The organism is Streptomyces sp. NPDC026500 (assembly GCF_055567635.1).
In genome coordinates, this window is record NZ_JBVHQB010000016.1 from 172,784 (window position 1) to 191,860 (window position 19,077).

General features: G+C 71.2%; 15 protein-coding genes and 1 riboswitch. Of the genes, 9 read left to right on the forward strand and 6 right to left on the reverse strand.

What is annotated here, in order from left to right; genetic code table 11:
* Positions 1 to 2 precede the first annotated feature (2 nt).
* Positions 3 to 1,232 carry an FAD-dependent oxidoreductase gene (locus ACZ4N5_RS27590; RefSeq protein ID WP_467759730.1) on the forward strand — a complete coding sequence of 410 codons (1,230 nt, stop codon included), beginning with the start codon at positions 3 to 5 and terminating at the stop codon, positions 1,230 to 1,232.
* Positions 1,233 to 1,550: 318 nt separating this feature from the next.
* Here the strand turns inward: ACZ4N5_RS27590 and ACZ4N5_RS27595 are convergent, their stop codons facing one another.
* Positions 1,551 to 2,198 (reverse strand): hypothetical protein, encoded by a 648-nt coding sequence (locus tag ACZ4N5_RS27595; RefSeq protein WP_467759731.1) that lies wholly within the window; start codon positions 2,196 to 2,198, stop codon positions 1,551 to 1,553.
* A 280-nt stretch (positions 2,199 to 2,478) separates the two neighbouring features.
* Here ACZ4N5_RS27595 and ACZ4N5_RS27600 point away from each other — a divergent pair, with 280 nt between their 5' ends.
* Positions 2,479 to 3,288, forward strand: a complete 810-nt coding sequence (locus ACZ4N5_RS27600; protein ID WP_467759732.1) for an HAD family hydrolase — start codon at positions 2,479 to 2,481, stop codon at positions 3,286 to 3,288.
* A gap of 71 nt (positions 3,289 to 3,359) precedes the next feature.
* Here the strand turns inward: ACZ4N5_RS27600 and ACZ4N5_RS27605 are convergent, their stop codons facing one another.
* Positions 3,360 to 4,130 carry a transglycosylase SLT domain-containing protein gene (locus ACZ4N5_RS27605; protein WP_467759733.1) on the reverse strand — a complete coding sequence of 257 codons (771 nt, stop codon included), beginning with the start codon at positions 4,128 to 4,130 and terminating at the stop codon, positions 3,360 to 3,362.
* A gap of 3 nt (positions 4,131 to 4,133) precedes the next feature.
* Positions 4,134 to 4,294: riboswitch (cyclic di-AMP (ydaO/yuaA leader) on the reverse strand.
* Between the two features lie 666 nt (positions 4,295 to 4,960).
* Positions 4,961 to 6,958 (reverse strand): CocE/NonD family hydrolase, encoded by a 1,998-nt coding sequence (locus ACZ4N5_RS27610; RefSeq protein WP_467759734.1) that lies wholly within the window; start codon positions 6,956 to 6,958, stop codon positions 4,961 to 4,963.
* Positions 6,959 to 7,389: 431 nt separating this feature from the next.
* On the opposite strand from ACZ4N5_RS27610, the gene ACZ4N5_RS27615 reads away from it, so the two are divergent.
* Positions 7,390 to 8,400 (forward strand): polyprenyl synthetase family protein, encoded by a 1,011-nt coding sequence (locus tag ACZ4N5_RS27615; RefSeq protein WP_355761912.1) that lies wholly within the window; start codon positions 7,390 to 7,392, stop codon positions 8,398 to 8,400.
* Positions 8,401 to 8,563: 163 nt separating this feature from the next.
* On the opposite strand, the gene ACZ4N5_RS27620 is transcribed toward ACZ4N5_RS27615, so the two are convergent.
* Positions 8,564 to 9,127: a COG4315 family predicted lipoprotein gene (locus tag ACZ4N5_RS27620; RefSeq protein ID WP_467759735.1), complete on the reverse strand. Its 564-nt coding sequence runs from the start codon at positions 9,125 to 9,127 to the stop codon at positions 8,564 to 8,566.
* A gap of 240 nt (positions 9,128 to 9,367) precedes the next feature.
* Here ACZ4N5_RS27620 and ACZ4N5_RS27625 point away from each other — a divergent pair, with 240 nt between their 5' ends.
* From ACZ4N5_RS27625 to ACZ4N5_RS27640, 4 genes are all read left to right on the forward strand, one after another.
* The gene (locus ACZ4N5_RS27625) at positions 9,368 to 10,423 is read left to right on the forward strand and encodes a CHRD domain-containing protein (protein WP_467759736.1); all 1,056 of its coding nucleotides are present in this window, start codon (positions 9,368 to 9,370) and stop codon (positions 10,421 to 10,423) included.
* Positions 10,424 to 10,692: 269 nt separating this feature from the next.
* Positions 10,693 to 11,976, forward strand: coding sequence for a LolA family protein (locus tag ACZ4N5_RS27630; RefSeq protein WP_467759737.1), 1,284 nt, complete (start codon positions 10,693 to 10,695; stop codon positions 11,974 to 11,976).
* Between the two features lie 29 nt (positions 11,977 to 12,005).
* Positions 12,006 to 13,199 (forward strand): ABC transporter ATP-binding protein, encoded by a 1,194-nt coding sequence (locus tag ACZ4N5_RS27635; protein ID WP_467759738.1) that lies wholly within the window; start codon positions 12,006 to 12,008, stop codon positions 13,197 to 13,199.
* Positions 13,186 to 14,223 (forward strand): ABC transporter permease, encoded by a 1,038-nt coding sequence (locus ACZ4N5_RS27640; protein WP_467759739.1) that lies wholly within the window; start codon positions 13,186 to 13,188, stop codon positions 14,221 to 14,223. The genes ACZ4N5_RS27635 and ACZ4N5_RS27640 overlap by 14 nt, the downstream gene beginning before the upstream one ends.
* Before the next feature lie 54 nt (positions 14,224 to 14,277).
* Here the strand turns inward: ACZ4N5_RS27640 and ACZ4N5_RS27645 are convergent, their stop codons facing one another.
* Together ACZ4N5_RS27645 and ACZ4N5_RS27650 are read right to left on the reverse strand one after the other, a co-directional pair.
* Positions 14,278 to 14,862, reverse strand: coding sequence for a flavodoxin family protein (locus ACZ4N5_RS27645; RefSeq protein WP_467759740.1), 585 nt, complete (start codon positions 14,860 to 14,862; stop codon positions 14,278 to 14,280).
* Positions 14,863 to 14,974: 112 nt separating this feature from the next.
* Positions 14,975 to 15,568 carry a DUF6668 family protein gene (locus tag ACZ4N5_RS27650; RefSeq protein ID WP_467759784.1) on the reverse strand — a complete coding sequence of 198 codons (594 nt, stop codon included), beginning with the start codon at positions 15,566 to 15,568 and terminating at the stop codon, positions 14,975 to 14,977.
* A 589-nt stretch (positions 15,569 to 16,157) separates the two neighbouring features.
* On the opposite strand from ACZ4N5_RS27650, the gene ACZ4N5_RS27655 reads away from it, so the two are divergent.
* Together ACZ4N5_RS27655 and ACZ4N5_RS27660 are read left to right on the forward strand one after the other, a co-directional pair.
* Complete coding sequence (locus ACZ4N5_RS27655) at positions 16,158 to 16,739, forward strand: hypothetical protein (RefSeq protein WP_467759741.1); 582 nt, start codon at positions 16,158 to 16,160, stop codon at positions 16,737 to 16,739.
* Positions 16,740 to 16,747: 8 nt separating this feature from the next.
* Positions 16,748 to 19,060: a hypothetical protein gene (locus ACZ4N5_RS27660; protein ID WP_467759742.1), complete on the forward strand. Its 2,313-nt coding sequence runs from the start codon at positions 16,748 to 16,750 to the stop codon at positions 19,058 to 19,060.
* The last annotated feature ends 17 nt before the right edge of the window (positions 19,061 to 19,077 follow it).

Below are 19,077 nucleotides of genomic sequence, written 5' to 3' on the forward strand. Positions count from 1 at the left end.
TCGTGATTCATCCGGTAGCAGTCATCGGTGCGGGGCCGTTCGGCCTGTCCACCGCCGCCCATCTGCGGGCGCGTGGTGTCCCGGTGCGGGTCTTCGGCGAGCCCATGGTCAGCTGGCGCGACCACATGCCTGAGGGAATGCTCCTCAAGTCGACTCCGGCCGCCTCCAGCATCGACGCTCCGCAGCAGGGGCACACGCTCGGCGACTACTGCGCCGCGGCGGGGATACCGCGCCTGGTCACGGACGAGGACATCATCCCGGTCGACACGTTCATCGGGTACGGGGAGTGGTTCCAGCAGAAGCTGGTGCCCGACCTGGAGCGCGTGCGGGTCGTGTCGATCGACCGGACGAGCGGCCGGGAGGGGGCGGACCGGTCCGCTGGGTTCGAAATCAAGCTGGACTCGGGGGAGTTGTTCACCGCACGGGCGGTCGTGGTGGCCACCGGACTGTCCGGGCTGGCTCATCTGCCTCCCGAGCTCGCGGGCGCGGCGGCCGACGGCCCCACACGGACCGGCCCGGTGTCGCACAGCTCGCAGCAGCACGACCTGAGCCGCTTCTCCGGCAAGGAGCTGATAGTCGTCGGCGCGGGGCAGTCCGCTCTGGAGACGGCGGCGCTCGCGGCGGAGGCAGGTGCGCAGGTGCTGGTGGTGTCCCGGGGCAAGGGCGCCGTCGACTTCGGCGCGCCCCCGTGGAAGCAGCCCAAAATGCGTCCCGAGTCGCCGTTCGGGCGCGCCTGGTCCCTGTGGGCGCTGAGCTACTACCCACAGCCCTACCGGTATCTGCCTGCTCAGGCCCGGCACTACCTGGTCCGCCGGGTGCTCGGTCCCCTCGGCGCCTGGTGGCTCCGTGACCGTTTCGAGGGCAAGGTCGCGGTCCGTGAGGTCCAGCGGATCGTCGGCGTCGCGGCGCCCGACGGCAGCCCCGTCCTGACGGTGCAGACCCATGGCGGGCGGGTGGACGAGCTCTCCGCCGATCACGTGATCGCCGCGACGGGCTACCGCGTCGACATCGCCGCGATGGACTTCCTCGGGCACGAGCTCCGCGCGGAGCTGGCGGTGAGCCGCGGTACTCCGAAGCTGGGTGCCGGGTACCGGTCCTCGGTTCCCGGGTTGTACTTCACGGGTCTGCCGGCGGCGGCCTCGTACGGGCCGGTGATGCGGTTCGTGTGCGGGACGGAGTTCGCCTCCCCGCGGCTGGCCGGGCATCTGGTGGCCGCGCACGGGGTGAGGTGAGGTACGGCCGACGGTGCGTGCGGCCGGGGGGCTGTGGCCGAGGCTCCGCGCTCGCGGGCCGGCCCCTCCGGCTGTCGGCTCCTCGGCCGCCGGCCCCTTGCACCCCGGCGCTTTGGCCACGCCCTCGCCCCGACGGGCTCGGAGTTGCCGCCGTCCGTTGGGGCTTGGAGCCTGCTGCCTTCGGCGCGTCGAGATCGAGGCCTGATTGCCAGGGCGGGCTCGGCCGGGGCGGGCCGTCCGGCTGCGGGGCCGGTCGGCCCAGTCGCCCCGGTCGTCAGGGCTCCTCCGTGAAGGAACTCCTTGGTCCTCGGCGCGCTCTCATGAACCGGCGCTCCGTTGCCAGGCCATGAAGTCCGCAATCGAATGGGGTGGGTTGGCGGCTTCGGTGGCCTCGATCTCCCACCCGGGGCTGTCCATGTCGAAGACGACGACGGGGAGGGCGCGGCCGAAGATCTCCGTGAGGAGGCCATCGGTGTGGAGGCGGCGGGCGAGGTCGATCACGGCGTCGTAGAAGTGGAGCCGGAGAAGGTCGGACTTGGCGTCCAGTTCGTCCTCCTCTTCCTCCGGCAGATCCATCGTGAGGAAGTCGTAGTCACCGTCGAACCAGATCCCCAGCCCCTTGACCTCCTCCACGTACAGCGGGCTTCCGGCAGGGTCTTCGGGGATGTTGCCCAGCATCTCGAAACCGTCCAGCAGCCACAGGGCGTAGTTCCAGCGGGCCTCGCCGGGGTCCTCCGGATAGGTCTCCAGCCCGTACTGGGTCTCGGTGTTGTAGCCGATGGCCACGTACGGGTGGCGCTCGTCGCCGTCGATCCGCCAGATCCGAAAGGAGAGGACGTAGATCTCGGACCGCAGAGGGTCCGGGAAGCGCCGGATGACGGCTTCGGCAGCGGTGCGCAGGTGTTGCCGGAACGGGGTCACCGTGCGCGATGGGCCAGGAAGCCACGCAGCGGGCTCAACAGGCATGTCTCTCCTCGGACTTGTCGGTGCTCGTCGCCGATGTCCGCCGCGGTGCGCGCCGTCACCGAGTCGGCCTGGCGCCGAGTCGGCCTGTGGCGGGGCGGTGTTGGGGTGTTGTGGTCGGTCGTGTGGGGGAAAGTCGGTGTGGGCGGAAGCGGACCTTGCGTGATCCGAAGCGGTCGCAACGCGCTTACCACCGTACGGTGAACGGCGTTGCTGACGGGATACCGGACGTCGTCCGGTTCACGCCGGGCCGATGAGTCGTTCGATCCGTATTCTTCGGATCATGGCCGCTCCGACTGCATATTCACTCATCGCCACTGACCTGGACGGAACGCTGCTGCGCGGCGACGACACTCTCTCCGACCGGTCCCGGGCCGCGTTGGCGAAGGTGACCCAGGCGGGTGCCCAGCATCTCGTGGTGACGGGCCGCCCCGCACCGCGCGTGCGACCGCTCCTCGATGAACTCGGCGGTGAGGGACTGGCGGTGTGCGGGCAGGGGGCGCAGCTGTACGACGCCGGGGCGGACCGCATGCTGTGGTCGGTGACCCTGGACAGGGAACTGGCGGAGACGGCACTCGGCAAGATCGAGGCGGAGGTCGGGCTGCTGTACGCGGCGGTCGACCAGGACGGCGTGGACGGTCTGACGCTCATCGAGCCGGGGTATGTGATGCCGCATCCGACCCTGCCGGCGGTGCGGGTGCCGCGTCGGGACGACCTCTGGACGGAGCCGATCAGCAAGGTGTTGCTCCGTCACCCGTCGCTGTCGGACGACGAGTTGGCGTCGGCGGCGCGGGGAGTGGTCGGTTCACTCGCGACGGTCACCATGTCCGGGCCCGGCACCGTCGAACTCCAGCCATGCGGGGTGACCAAGGCGACGGGACTCGCTCTCGCGGCCGCGCACCTCGGTCTCACCCCAGCCGCGACGCTCGCCTTCGGTGACATGCCCAACGACATCCCGATGTTCGACTGGGCCGCCCGCGGTGTGGCGATGGCCAACGCCCACCCGGAACTGAAGGCGGTGGCCGACGAGGTCACCCTGTCGAACGAGGACGACGGAATCGCGGTGGTCCTGGAGCGCCTCTTCGGCTTCTAGCAGTGGCAACGCACCCGCCGGCGGCACCGAGAAGGTGCCGCCGGCGGGTGAGGGTGAAGCCGAGGGTGCGATCAGTAGGCGCCGTTGACGTTGTCGATGGAGCCGTAGGTCTTGGCCGCGTAGTTGCAGGCCGCGGTGATGTTCGCGACCGGGTCGTAGATGTTCATCGACGTTCCGGCGACGTGGAAGGCCTGGAACGTGGGGTCGATGACCTGGAGCAGGCCCTTGGAGGGGATGCCCGCGGCGGCGTTGGAGTCCCAGTTGTTGATGGCGTTGGGGTTGCCGGAGGACTCGCGCATCACGTTGCGGTAGATGCCGTCGTAGCTGCCCGGTATGCCCGCCTTGGCCATGACGTCAAGGGACTGCTTGATCCAGCCGTCGAGGTTGTTGGCGTAGGTCTTGACGGAGGCCTGGGTGGCGGTGGCCACCTTGGACTTGGCGACAGCCGGGGTCGCCTTCGCCGTCGTGCGCACGACCGTCGACTTCAGCTTCTTCGTGCCCACGGTCAGCTTCAGACCCGGACGGATCAGGGCGGGGTTGTCGCCGATGACCGCGCGGTTCGCCGTGTACAGCTTCTTCCAGCCACCGCTCTCGGGGTGCTTCTGTGCCACCTTGGAGAGGGTGTCGCCCGCGACCACCTTGTAGGTGATGAGCTGCACGTTGGGGATGACCGCGGTGTGGGCGGCCTTCGTGAGCTGGGGGGCCTGCGCCGGGGTCGCGGCGTGGGCGCCGGTCGCGCTCACGAGCGGGAGGGCAAGGGCGATGCCGCCAGTTCCGGCGGCGATCATGCCCCGGGTGATGACGTTGGTCTTCGTGCGGCGGTGCTTGCCTCGTACGGGCATGACGACTGTCCTCTCCGACGCCTGCGAGGTGAGCTGTCGGGTTCGGGCGGGAGATGCCCGGCCGCGTTTTGGGCGCGGCTTCACCCCTAGCCGGTCCGGTGTGTCCGGATCGGCGGCTTACCTGTGGTTCCCCCGCTCCTGCCGTGCGTGGGTGGGTGGGTTTCCGGGCGGCGGCAGGATTCGGCGATCCGCCCGGGATCGACGAGAACGTATGCGAGAGCACATGTCCGGAACAAGACCAGATTTGGCTGCGAAGATCGCTTTCGCCTGGTTAGGGCACGGGGAAAAAGTCCGATTGCGCCGGAATTGGATCCTCAACTTGCCTTTGGCAAAGGGGTTGGTCGAGAGGTGGCGCGAGGTGGCGTACCGGCTCGCTGGTGACCCAATTCACGAGACCAAGGGTCATCAAGGCGGCATGCAAGGCAATTCGGGCATTGCGCTTGCGGCGGCAGGGGGGTGACAAGCCTCCGCAGGACGCCGAGCGGCCCCTCCCGCAGCGAGATTCGCGGCGCGGGACACGTAGGGGAGCGCGGCAGGTCCGGGGCCGGAGCGGGGGTAGGACGGCGGCCGAGCCGGGCGGACGCGGGGCCGAGCCCGGCGATTCGGAGCGGGCTGCAGCGAGCGCGGGCCGAGCCGGGTGGTCGCGGATCGCGTCTTGGTGAGCACAGGGCGAAGTGCGGTCCGTGGCACCGGTGTTCGGCGTCCGGGCGGCATGTCGGTGTCGGGACGCCGCGCGGACCGGCGCCGGGGCGCGCGGTGTGCGGGGGCCCGGCCGACAGGGCTTACGGGGGTGAACTCCCGCCCCCGTAAGCCCTGTCGGTCGGGCCCTTTCAGCCGGCTGTGCGCGGGATTCGCTTCTCCCAGGTTCGGTGGAAGACGACCTCGTCGCCGTCCTTGCAGACGACCTCGTCGGTCGTGATGAAGTCCCGTGCGTCGCAGGTGATGGCGGAGACCGTCTCGACGCGGGCGTCCCACGGCAGGTCCGGGCGGTGCAGCCGGATCGACCAGGTCGAGCGGGCGCGGGCGGACAGCGGGTCCGACTCGTCGATCGTGTACGTCTCCCGCGCGTCCTCCGTGCATTCGAGGCCGTCGGGGTACACGCGGGTGCCGCCGTGGCCCGGGTCCACCTCCAGGCGCCAGGTGCCCGCGGCCACGTCACGCAGGACCAGGCGTTCCGGGCGGGGCTCGTCCAGGGTCGCGGAGACGGTCACGCCGAGGGGTTCGGACTCCTCCGGTTCCCCGAAGGTGATCGAGGGGTCCGACTCCCTTGCCCGTACGGGGAGTTCCAGGGTGCTGCCGATCGGGTCCAGGGTGAAGCCCGCCTCCGAGCCAGGCTGGGGCCAGATCCACGGCCAGTACGCGGAGGAGACGCCCAGGCGGATGCGGTGGCCCGCCGGGAACGCGTAGCCGATGCCGTTCAGGTCGAACACCACGTTCTCCGTAGTACCCGGTTTCCACGGAACGGCCTGGTCGCGGCCTTGGCGCGCTGACAGGTTCAGGGCGCCCCGGGTGACGAGCGTGGACGCTCCGTCCGGGGCGACGTCGCACAGCCGGGCGATCACCTGGCCCCTGGGCGACCCGGACGTCAGCCGCAGATTGACCCGTGGGCGGCCCAGCACCCAGGTCTCCTCCGCCACCTCGAACTCGAAGCAGGCCGACCGGGCGTCCTCCTCCCGCTGGTCCGGCGGCAGGTCGGCCTCGTTGCCGAAGGGGAAGAAGCGGCCCGCGTCGACCCCCGTGTGCTGCGGGGAGCGCACCGGTACCGGGGCGCCCTGGAGCGCGTACGCGACCGGGGTCACCGAGGGTGAAGGCCAGGCCGGGTCGCCGACCCAGCGGCCGGGGAGCTCTCCGTACACGGTCGCCGGAGGGTGCGCGTCCATCACGTACGAGCGCAGCACGGGGATGGAGAGCGCGTCCGTCTCTTCGTCCCGGAGCCAGTGGTCCCACCAGCGCAGCGTCTCCTGGAGGAAGCCGATTGCCGGTCCGGGCGGCAGGCCCCGGTCCGGGTACTGGTGCGACCAGGGTCCGATGAGACCGCGTACGCGATCCGGTGGCAGGTTCTCCACCAGGCGCAGCACCGTGTCGCGGTACGGGTCGTGCCAGCCGCCGACCGCGAGGACCGCCGCACTGATGGTGCCGTAGTCCTCGCGGACGCTGCCGTGGCGCCAGTACGCGTCCCGGCTCTGGTGCGCCAGCCAGGTGTGTACAGAGGGGTCGAGCGCCTCCAGCCGCTTCACCCACATGTCGCGCCACATCACCTCGCCGACATGCGCCGGGTCCGGCGGGCGGGCGGCGAAGGCGAGCGTGGTGGCCGCCCAGGCGTGCATGCCGACGGCGAGGACGGAACCTCCCGCGTAGTGCACGTCGTTGTCATAGCGGTCGTCGGTCGAGCAGACCGTGACGATCGCCTTGAGCGGCTCGGGCGCGCGGGCCGCGACACGGAGGGAGATGAAGCCGCCCCAGGAGATCCCGAACATGCCGACCCGGCCTGTGCACCAGGGCTGGGCGGCCAGCCAGGAGACCACCTCCACGCCGTCGTCCGGCTCGGTCCCGGAGTGCTCGTCCCTCGGCGCGCCCTCCGAGTTGCCGTGGCCGCGCACGTCCACACGGACCGAGGCGTAGCCGTGGCCGGCGTACCAGGGATGCCGCTGCCAGTCCCGCGGGGCCGTCCAGTCGGTCAGGCGGTACGGGAGGTACTCCAGGAGCGCCGGTACGGGCTCCTCGGTCAGCGGACGCCAGATCCGGGCGTACAGACGGGTGCCGTCCGAGAGAGGGACGAGGACGTCCTCATGAGTGGTTTCGTAGGGGAAGGACGTACGGATGTGCATGAGCGTCACCTCGGTGGACGGTGTGCGTCGTGCGGCGCGCCCGGGAGGCGGGGAGCGTCACGTCCGGGGCGGACGGGGGTCGAGCGGAACGATGGGGCACAGTCACCCCTTCCGGGTGCTTCGCCGCATGTCGTCGCATGTCGGTTCACATCACCTGATCATGAACATACCGTCGGTGATCGGGTGGCGCCCGCGAGTCGGGGTACCCGCCGTTGGGGCACGCAGGTGCTTCCCGTGTGCCTTCCGGGTGTACTCCCGCATACCTGCTGGCGGAGCGAAGTCGGCCGGGGGACGGTGGGCGCTCGTGGTGATCGAAACGTGACCGGATACGCTGACTTGAGTGATGGCAGCGACACATCGACAAACCGTGTCATCGACCGAATGATCGACCGAGTTCGCCATGTGATCGTCAGCAGACAGGAGAACCTCTCGTGACCGTCGTCGGGCCGTTCGGGCTGAGCGTGCGGGACCAGGCTCTCGAAGCCGATGTCCAGGCCGGATTGGCGGCTGTCGAGGAGGGTTTGCTCGAAGCCACCAAGAGCGAGGTCCCCTTCATCACGGAAGCCGCCCAGCACCTCGTGCGGGCCGGCGGGAAGCGGTTCAGGCCGCTGCTCGTGATGCTCGCCGCGCAGTTCGGTGACCCCTACGCGCCGGGTGTCGTGCCCTCGGCCGTGGTCGTCGAGCTGACCCACCTCGCCACGCTGTACCACGACGACGTGATGGACGAGGCCGAGGTCCGGCGCGGGGTGGACAGTGCCAATGTGCGCTGGGGCAACTCGCTGGCCGTCCTCACGGGTGACTTCCTCTTCGCCCGCGCCTCGTACATCCTGGCCGACCTCGGGCCCGAGGCCGTCCGGATCCAGGCCGAGGCGTTCGAGCGGCTCGTGACCGGACAGATCCTGGAGACCGCGGGGCCGCGCGACGGCCGCGATCCGGTCGACCACTACCTCGACGTGCTCGGCGGCAAGACCGGGTCGCTGGTCGCCGTCGCGTGCCGGTTCGGCGCGATGATGTCGGGCGCCGACGAGACCGTCGTGGACGTGCTCACGCAGTACGGCGAGCGGCTGGGCGTCGCCTTCCAGCTCGCGGACGACGTCCTCGACATCGCGTCCGACTCGCACGAGTCCGGCAAGACGCCGGGGACGGACCTGCGCGAGGGCATCGCCACGCTGCCGGTGCTGCGGCTGCGCGAGCGCGCCGAGCGGCTGGGCCTCGCCGAGGACATCGCGCTGTGCGAGCTGCTCGAATCCGACCTGACGGACGACGCGCGGCACGCGGAGGCGCTGGCCCGGCTGCGGGAGCACCCCGCGCTGGAGCAGGCGCGCCGGGACACCGTGCGCTACGCCGAGGAGGCGCGCGCCGCGCTGGCCCCGCTGCGCGAGTGCGACGCGAAGGCCGCGCTGGTCGAGCTCGTGGACGCCGTGGTGCACCGGGCCGGCTGAGACCGGCCGGGTGGTGCACCGGTGCGGCCGAGACGGCCGGGTGGTGCACCGGGCCGGCTGGGGCGGCCGGGTGTGCCATGGGTCGCCCGAGGCGGCCTGCTGGGACGGCTGAGTGGTGCGCCGGGTCGGCTGAGACCGGCCGGGTGGTGCACCGGTGCGGCTGTCAGTAGCCTCCGCCTCCCCCCGTGCTCGGGGAGGTCGATGTCGGCGCCGGACTTGCCGATGCGGGTGTGGTGATCTTCGCTCCGCTGGGCGTCACGGCGAACCATGTTCCGTCCACTCCCTGGCCGTAGGCCTCCTTCGGCTCGGTGTCCTTGGAGTAGCGGTAGAGGGGCCAGCCGGCGAGGGTGATCTGAGTGCTGCCGTCGGTACGTTTCGCCGTGGAGACCAGGCTCTTGTCGACGCCGTTCGTGGTCACGCCGCCCTTGGTCGTGGCAGCCGGCCAGAGCGTGGCGCAGGTGTTGTAACAGCTGATCCTGGTCGGGTTCGCCGAGTCCGCGTCGAAGCGGTACAGGACGTATCCCTTGCTGTCGGTCACGACCGTGCCCAGTTTCGCGATATTGGCGGTATTCAGCGTCGCGGATCCCGTGGAGCTGCTGCTCTGCGCGGAGCTGCTGCTCGGCGTGGAACTGCTCTTGCCGCCTCCCCCTCCGCATCCGGCGAGCGTGAGCGCCAGGACGGCGGCGCCCGTGGCGGCGTATCCCGTGACGTGCTTGATGGCGAGCATGGTGATCCCTCGATCCTTGATCCTTGGAGTGCTGGGTGATCCCTTTCGCTGCCAACCGTTAGTACGGATTCGCGCCAGTTTTCACTCGAATCGGCGCCGGATTTGATGGGTTCTGGTAATAGAGGGCGATGTGACTGGCATCACATACTTGGAATGAGTCCAGGATCGGATCGGGTCCGTACTCCTGCACAGAAGCTGACGCAGGGGGCGTCGGCCGAGTTACGGGGAGAAAACAGAATCATGGGATCGAACGCCACGTTCACGACGCGTCGCAAGAGCCTGATCCTGACCGGTGTCGCGGTGGCCGCCGCGGCCGGGGTCGCCGCCGCCGTCATCCCGGCGGTCGCCGCCGACCACGGCGGTCACGGCAGGAGTGCCGGCGTGAGCCACAGCGAGAGCAGCGGCATGAGCCACGGCATGAGCCACTCCGGGCACGACGACCGGACCGTCGTCACGCAGCACGGAGTCATGGGCGGCAGCGGTGGCACCGTCCTCGCCGCGAGCCTGCGCGGCGCCAATGAAGTGCCGGTCCAGGGCGGCCCCGCCGTGGGCGACAAGGACGGCGCGGCACTGGAGTTCATCAAGGTCAAGGGTGAGAAGGTGTCCGTCGCCGTGACCTGGCGCGGTACCGGCAGGCCCACCATGCTGCACATCCACCAGGGCGCCAGGGGCACCAACGGCGGCGTCAAGATCGACTTCAGCAAGCTGCTCGACGGGATCAAGGGCCACAGCGTCGTCGGGACCGTCAAGGTCGAGGACTCGGCTCTGCTCGACACGCTGAAGACCGACCCCGGTTCGTTCTACGCCAACCTGCACACCACCGAGTTCCCGGGCGGGGCCGTCCGCGGCCAGCTCCACAAGGTCACCGGCACGTTCGACTTCCGGAACGCGCCGCACAACTTCCAGGCGTCCGTGGTCAAGGGCGAGCAGATCTACGAGTGCAAGCCGGCCGACGGCGGTGGCTACGCCTTCGCCCAGCGCGATGTCGCGGCCCTGCTCGGCGGTCACATCGCCCACTCGTTCGTGAAGCCCAACTCCGGTACCCCGCAGTGGATCGCGCCTGACCGCAGCGCCGTCACCGGCACGCTGATCGCGAAGACCCCGAACGGCGCAACGAACATTCCCGAGCTCGACCTCAGGGCCACGCAGTCCGGCAGGCATCACGGCCTGCTCGCCGGCACGCAGGAGATCCTGCGCCTGAACACCGTGGGCGGCGTGGCCCCGGCCGGTTCCTGCACGCCGGGCACGATCGTGGGCGTCCCCTACCGGGCGGACTACGTGTTCGTGCAGCGCTGAGACGAGCGCCCGGTGCGGCAGTAATCCGGCCGGGTGCGCGGCCAGGGCGGTGCCCTCCCGGCACGACCCCTACGGGTCGGGGGAGGCGCCGCCCTCTCACGTCATACCGCAGGACTACGCGGAGTTGAGCCCGGGGGTTGACGCTTCCATCCGGTGTATTTGGTCAGATGGAGAACACCACTCCTCACCGGTTCGGGTGAGAATGGCGGCTTAGGGGTGGAGCACGAAACGAGGGCAGGGCCGCCGCCGACGACGGAGGTAAGGCACACATGGCACCGTACGAATCCGACGACAGCGCGAGGGCCGCAGGGGCCGAGGACGCCGACGACCTGCGCGCCGGGCGACGCAAGGCCGCGCGGTACGTCGTTCCGGTCGCGGTGGTGGGGGTGGCGGCGGCGACGATCGGGCTCGTCCCGGCACTCGCCGACTCCGGGGACCCCAACCTGCCGAAGGTCACCGCGCAGCAACTCATCGAGAAGATCGCCAAGTCGGACGTCCAGCAGCTGTCCGGCACGGTCAAGATCAGCACCGATCTCGGACTGCCCAACCTGGGTGGCCTGGAGAGCGGCCTCATGTCCGGCGCGGCCGGGGGCCACGGCGGCTCCTCCGCCGACCCGCAGTCCAAGATCCTCGAACTGGCCTCGGGCACGCACACGCTGCGCGTCGCCGCCGACGGCCCGGACAAGGGCAAGGTCTCGCTGCTGGACAACGCCGCCGAGTACAGCCTCATCCACAACGGCAAGGACGTGTGGGGGTACGACAGCAAGTCGAACGAGGTCTACCACGCGACGTCCGCCCAGTCCGGGCGCGCCGACGAGGGCACCAAGGCGAAGGCGCCGCGGGATGTCCCCGCCACTCCCAAGGACTTCGCCGACGAGGCTCTCAAGTCCGTGGACGACACGACCTCCGTGACCGTCGACGGCACCGCGCACGTCGCGGGCCGTGACGCCTACAAGCTGGTCATCAAGCCCAGGCAGTCCGGCTCCACGGTCGGCGCGATCAGCATCGCGGTGGACGCGAAGACGGGGCTGCCGCTGAAGTTCACGCTGACACCGGCGAGCGGTGGCGCGGCCGTCGTGGACGCGGGCTTCACCCAGGTCGACTTCTCGCGGCCGGCGGCGTCGACGTTCGCCTTCACCCCGCCGAAGGGCGCGAAGGTCACCGAGGGCGACGGACTGAAGGGCGCGAAGGGCGGCGAGTCGAAGGGCGCGAAGGGCGACGAGCCGAAGCGCATGGAGAAGGCGCTGCCGAAGGGCCACGAGGGAACGGCCAAGGGCCCCGACGGTCTGAAGACCATCGGCAAGGGCTGGAACTCCATCGCCGTGTTCAGCACCGGTGGCAAGGGCATGCCGTCCGGCGCGTCCGGCAAGACAGGCAACAGCAACGTCGACGGGTTCCTGAACTCCCTCGGCGACCACGTCACCGGCAAGTTCGGCTCGGGCACGGTCTTCTCGACCCGCCTGGTCAACGCGCTGATCACCGACGACGGCAAGGTGTACGCCGGTGCCGTCACCAAGGCCGCGCTGGTGAAGGCGGCCAACGCGGCCCAGTAGGTCCCAGGCGAGTCGAACCGAGGGAGCCCATGGAGGAGCTGTCCGCCGTCGAGCCCGATGATCCGGCGGCGCCGGCCGCGGGCGCTGCCGTCCCCGCCGAACAGGCGGGGAGCGCCTGCACGATGCCGGCCCGGGAGCCGGGAAGTACCGGTGCCGTGCGGGGAGCGGCAGGCAGCGGCGCCGTGCCCGTGCGGGGAGCGGGAGGCAGTGGCGCCGTGTCCGCGCACGGAGCGGGAGGCGTCGGTGCCGTGTCCGCGCACGGAGCGGGAGACGTGGGTGCCGTGTCCGCCGAGGACGCGGTGATCGCCACCCGCGCGCTGAGCAAGCGGTACCGCGGCGGACAGCTCGCCGTCGACGGCCTGGACCTGACCGTCCCGGCGGGCAGTGTCTTCGGCTTCCTCGGGCCGAACGGCTCGGGCAAGACCACCACCATCCGCATGCTGATGGGCCTGATCGAGCCGACCTCGGGCACGGCACGCGTGCTGGGGCAGCCCATGCCCCGGTCCACGCGGGCCGTGCTCCCGCACGTCGGGGCGCTCATCGAGGGGCCCGCTCTGTACGGCTTCCTCTCCGGGCGGGACAACCTCATCCGGTACGACGCCGCCGACCCGGCCGCCGACCCCCGTACCCGGCGGACACGCGTCGCGACCGCTCTCGACCGGGTCGGACTGACCGCCGCGGCGGGAAAGAAGGCGAAGGCGTACTCCCTGGGCATGAAGCAGCGGCTCGGACTCGCGGCCGCGCTGCTCCAGCCCCGCCGACTGCTCGTCCTGGACGAGCCGACCAACGGTCTCGATCCCCAGGGCATGCGCGAAATCCGCTCGCTGGTGAGGGAGTTGGCCTCAGACGGCACGACCGTGTTCCTCTCCTCGCACCTCCTCGACGAGATCGAGCAGGTCTGCACACACGCGGCCGTGATGGCCCAGGGGCGGCTCATCACCCAGGGCCCGGTGGCCGACCTGGCGGCGGGTGCGCGAGGCCGACTCGTGGTGACCACCCCGGACGCGGGGGACGCGGCGCGGATCCTCAAGGAGCAGGGCGTCGCCGATCTCGTCGTGACCGAGACGGGAGTGACCGCGGAGCCTCCCGACCGCGAACTCGCCGAACTGAACGCCGCGTTGGTCACGGCAGGCGTCCGGGTCCGCGGCTTCGGGGTCGAACGGGCCTCGCTGGAGGACGCGTTCGTCGCGCTGACCGGGGAGGGTTTCGATGTCGCGGGCTGAGAGTCTGCCGAAGTCGGAGACAGGGGCAGAGACGGGGGCGGAGGGAGAGACAGGGGGAGCGTCAACGACAGAGGCAGGGACAGGGGCAAACGCGAAACCGGCGGCGGGATCGGGAGGCCGAGGATCGAGCCGGACGGCGAGGCGGGCCGGCGTGACGGCGGAGCCGAGGGCCGGACGGACGCCGAGCCCGCTGTGGACACTCGGACTCTTCCGCAACGAACTCGTCACCACGTTCCGGCGCTGGCGGACGATCGCGCTGCTCGGAGTGCTCGCGGCCGTGCCGATCCTCATCGGCGTCGCCATCAAGGTCGAGACGAGAGGCGGCTCGACCGCGGGCGGAGACGGCGGTGAGGGACCCGCGTTCATCGCGCAGATCACGAACAACGGCCTGTTCCTGGTGTTCACCGCGCTGGCCGTGACACTCCCCTTCTTCCTGCCGATGGCGATCGGTGTCATCGCGGGCGACGCGATCGCCGGCGAGGCCAATGCCGGTACCCTGCGCTACCTCCTCGTCGCGCCCGCCGGCCGCACCCGGCTGCTGCTCACGAAATATGCGACGACGATGACGTTCTGCCTGGTGGCGACTCTGGTGGTGGCGGTCTCGGCGTTCGCGGTGGGTGCCCTGCTGTTCCCGCTGGGTGAGCTGACCACCATCTCCGGGACCCGCATCGGTCTCGCCGAGGGGCTCGGCCGCGCGCTGCTCATCGCCCTCGTCGTCGCCGGGTCACTGACCGGCGTCGCCGCGCTCGGCCTGTTCGTCTCCACCCTCACCAACAGCGGCATCGCGGCCATGGCGACGACGGTCGGCCTCGTCATCACCGTCCAGATCCTCGGCCAGATCCCCCAGCTGCACGCGTTCCAGCCGTACTTCTTCTCCCACTACTGGCTGTCCTTCGCCGACCTCATGCGCGACCCCGTCTACTGGGACGACCTGGTCCGCAACCTCGGCCTCCAGGGGCTGTACGCCGCCGTGTTCGGCTCGGCGGCGTGGGCGCGTTTCACGGCGAAGGACATCACGGCTTAGGCGGGGACGTCACCGCCCCTACGACGGGCGATCACCGCCCGTACGACGGGCGCCTCACGCCTCGTACGGGAAGCGGGCGAGGGGCGGTTCCTGCGCGAAGAAGGTCTTCGCGCGCGCCAGTGCCTCGGCGTCGTTCAGCACGTCGCCGCGCCTGCTGCCGTTGCCGAGCAGGACTCCGCCGAAGCGCATCTTCATGTACGCCGCTGTGTGGTTCAGCGTGCCGATCAGCGGGTCGGCGACCTCCGGCTCCTCGTGCGCGAGTGCGGTGACGCCCCAGAGCGTGCGGCCGGCCAGGGTGGCCTTGAAGTCGACGCCGGGCGTGCGCAGCCAGCCCGACCAGTAGTCCAGGTAGCGCTTGGTCAGTCCGGACACCGAGTACCAGTACAGCGGCGAGGCGATCACGATGTCGGTGGCCGAGAGCGTGGCGTCGAGCAGCATCGCCGGGGTGCCCGCGGCAGGAGGACGCACGTGGTCGCTGTCCCGCCGCAGGTCCACGAAGTCGGGGAGCGGATGCTCGGCAAGGGACAGCCAGCGCTGCTCGACATCGGCGGGCAACTGCTCGGCGGCCTTGCGGGCCAGCGACTCGGTGTTGCCCCCGGTGCGACTGCTGCCGAGCACGAACAGGAATTGGCGGGTCATGGTTCCCCCAGGGGTGCGCGCCACGAACGGCGTGATTACATGCGTGAACAATATATGCGCATGCATGTAATAGTCCAGGCCGACGTTGCGGCGGCGATCGTGCGCGGGGCGGTCAGGGTGCGGTCCTCCCGGTCAACCGGGCCAGTGACGAGGTCTCGCGCGGCAGCGGTCCGATGAGGTCGCCGGTGCGCCATGCGGGCATCCACGGCACCCGGTAGACGTCTATGACCGAGTCGATCACCTTGACGCGCTGGGCGAGTTGACGCGGCAGGCGGCCGGGCGCGTCCGCGACCAGGACGATGGCGTCGAGATCGAGTCCCGGCGGCGCGTCGCCGCGCCGGAAGATGTCGAGGGTGTGCAGGACGGCATCCAGACCCGTCGCGTGCGTACGCCCGACGAGCAGCACCGAGGCCGGCTCGCCGCAGTCGGGCCGGGGCCAATTGCGGCCCGCGTCATGGCCGCCGAAGACGGTGGCGAGCGTGGAGGCGCCGGCTCCGCCATGGGTGGCGACCCAGGAGAACGTCCGTGCGCTCACGACGAGTTGCCGGTCCTCCTCGTACGGCTGTCGCGGCTGTTCCGGTGCGTCGACCGGCCCGCGAATCCATATCTCGGGCCCGCCCGGCCCCCGTGGCTCGCCGCCGTGGGGCACCGCGCCGTCATGCCCGTGCGTCGGCGCTCCTTCGCCCCGGTTCCCGGGTACGGCCACTCCTTCGCTCGCCCGCATCGGCGCCCCCTCGATCCCCCGCATGGGTGCTCTCTTCCCTCGTCGGTTCGCCGATCCTCCTGCCGCCCGGACGAGTCGGTAACGGGACGTGGGTTCCTGGGACGAGTCTGTGACGCCGCGGTGACGCGGGGATCGGGTGGGAGCCGAGAGACTCAACTGGGTGTACACGACCGGAATGTGACGCCGCTGGTCAAGTACGCGGATCCGGCACCCTGGCCGGGACTGACGTGAGGAGGGAGGGGAGGATGAGGACGACACGTACGGGTACGTGTACGGGTACGGATACGGGCACGGAGGCGCGCGCGTACCTGAACAGGTCCGGAGGCTCGTGCGGGGCCCCGTACGAGCATCTGTTCGGGCATGCGCACGGGAGGCCGCGCGGGGATGCGCGACAGGAGGGTCGCCGCGCCGGTGGTCGTGTCCGTGACCGGGGTACTGGCGTTGACGGGCTGTGGCTTGCGGGACCATCGTGATGCGGTGGGCGCGCAGGGTTCGTCGCCTGGCGCCGTGCCGTCCGTGGCACCGAAGGTACCCCTTCCATCAGGCAGGGCCGCTGGACGCGGACGCACACGTGCCGAGCCCGTCGTTCGTCGACACGACGGACGCGAAGCACGCGAAGGACTGGACGGAAGTATCGGAGGCGTGGGCGGAGGTGGCGTACGGACATGACACGAAGTACGGCTACGGTTCCCACGATGGGGTGCTGCGCTCGGCCCGCTGGTTCACCGCGGCAGAGGCCGCGGCCGAGCGGTCGTACCACCCCGCGAGCGGGGCGGGCGACGAGGGGAACAGCTGGGTCGGCCACCGCGCGTGGTGCACGGTCGACGTGACCGCGGACGACGACGCCGACGGCCCCGCCGACACGGCCCTTTCGGCCTGCCGCGCCCTGTCCGTGGAGGGCACGGCCCACGGCCGCGACAGCGGGACGGGCACGGCCCCGCGCGCGAACGTCCACCTCGAACTCACCCGGGCGGGTGGCGGCCGATCGTGGCACCTCTCCGAGGTGACGACGCTGCAGGCGGCGGCCCCGCCGGCCCTGTCGGCATCCTCCGCGCCCTCGACTTCGCCCTCGCCCTCGACTTCGGCTTCGATGATGTCTTCGACCCCGTCCCCGTCCCCCTCTTCGTCCTCATCCTCGACCACCCCTTCGTGAGGGAACCGATGTCTCGACTCAGCCGCGAACAGAAGCGGGAACTCAAGCGGCAACGCTCGGCGGGCGGTACCGGGGGGCAGCCGGCCACCGGGATGACGCCGATCGAGGTCCACGTACCGGCGTCGGCGGACGCGGCGGGTCCCGCGGTCCGTGGTGCCGCGGGGGCCCCGAGCGGTGCAACGATCAGCGGGGTACCGGTCGTGCCCGCGCCCGGTGAGACGGTCCAGGGCGCGATCCTGAACCACCTCCACCGCCTCGCCCTCGCCACCGGTCACCCGGTTCTCGCCACCATCCACGACGAACGCATCGGCTTTGTCGTACCGCTCCAGGTGCACGTCGACGGCTCCAGCCGCTACACGGGGGAGCCGGTACGAGTGGCGCCCCCCGCGCCCCCCTCGCCACCCGTGCAGCGGTCCGACGGGCGCCCGCATTTTCCGACCCAGGAACACCGGCACTCCCCGGCCGAGGGCCACTCCCAGCCCCCGGCCCGCAACTTCTCCGAGCCCCCGGCTCAGGACGACCACCTGCGGCCTTCGGCGCAGGGCGACCACCCGCGGCCTTCGGCGCAGGAGCGCCCGCAGTCCCCGGGCGGGGAAGACCCGAGTCCGTCGGCTCAGGACCACGCGCGCTCCGGGGTTGAGGAGCGCCCGTACTTCCCGGTTCAGGAGCGCCCCCAGCCTCCGGCCGGGGACGTCCCGCAGCCTCCGGCTCAGCGGCGTCCGGAGCCGTCGGCTCCGCCGCTTCCACCCGCCCCGGTGTCCGCCGAGGGATCGGCGCAGGCTCCGGAGACACCGGCTGCCCCGGGCCGGGACAAGGCGACGTACACCCTGCGGTCGGTACCGGAACCGAATGCCCGGCCGATTCCGGGACCGGAGAGCGGGACACCTTCGGCCCCGGCGACGAGGCCCGAGACGGCGTCCGCGCCCGCACCGGCGTTCCCGCCCACAGCGCCACCCGAGTCCGAGCGGCCGGCCCGCCCGGAGTTCGCTCCGGAGCCGCAGTCGGCGCCTGCGCGCAGGCCCGAGTCGGCGGAGTTCGTGCCGCAGGTCGCGCCCGAGCCGCCGGCCCGCCCGGAGTTCGCTCCCGCGCCGCAGCCCGCGCCGGCGCGCGGGCCCGAGTCCGTCGTGACCTCAGAGTTCGTGCCGCAGTCGGCGCCGGCGCGCGGGCCCGAGTCCGTCGTGACCTCAGAGTTCGTGCCGCAGCCGCAGCCCGCGCCTCCGGTACCCCCGGAGTCTCCGCCCGCGATCGCCCTCGGGGCGATGTCCGAGCCGGTCGTGGAGGCGGACTCCGGCCGGGTCGCCGGTGCGGGGGCTGGTCCGGCGACCGGTGCCGTCGCTCCTGCCTCCGGCCCGGATCCGGTGCCCGCGGCTGGGCCCGCCGTGCCCCGTACTGCCACGCCGTCCACCTTCGCGCTGAGAGCCGTACCGGAACCGAAGCCGTTGCCCGGGGCCGCGTCGACGCATGTGCTGCGGGCGGTGCCGGAGTCGGCGGCCACGACGTCCGCCCCGACGCACACCCCGACCCACACCCCGACGGGGGAGTTCGGTCCGGCCCCGCTGATCGGCTCCGCCCCGGAGTCGAAGCCCGCCCCCGGCTGGATGGCCGCCCACGAATCGCAGGCGGCCGCTGCGGAGCGGCTGCCTGCGCCCGAGCCGAGGGCAGCCTCCCCCGAGCGCAAGCCCGCTTCCGCGATGGAGGCCCTGTCGCTGCTGGCTCCGGAGCCGGAACCGGAGCCGAAGCCCGCTCCCGTGCGCGGCTTCGACGCCGTCGCCGAGGCGGTGCTCGCGCCGAGTCCGCAGGAGCCGGGCCCGGAACGGGACCCCGCGTCGGCGTTTCTCGCGGAGCCCATCGCCCGGATCAACGAGGCCGTGAAGATGGGGCGTATCGAGTCGGCCTCGGGGATGGCCGAGCGCGTCGTCGCGGAGGCGGCGCAGTCGCTGGGCCAGGAACACCCCGAGGTTCTGAAACTGCGCGAACTGACCGCGTACATCGCCTACTTGGCCGGTGACGCCCTCAGGTCGTTCCACCTGTCACTGGATCTCGCGAGGGTCCGCCGACGCCACCGGGACACGCGGGCCGCCTACGGCAACGTCCAGAGTGCGGCCGCCGCGTGGCGTGCCGTCCGCGATCCCCTACAGGGCCTGCACCTCGGGCGCGATCTGATCGGCGTGTGGACCGAGCTCACGGCCGACGACGGTCCCGCCGCCGACGACCTCGAACAACTCGAATCGGCCCGTACCCGCATGGGCCGCCTCGCCGAACGCGCCCATGTCGTGGTGGACAACCCTTACACCTGGACGCACCACTCCCACGGAGAGTGACGAGCGGAACGGGAGCG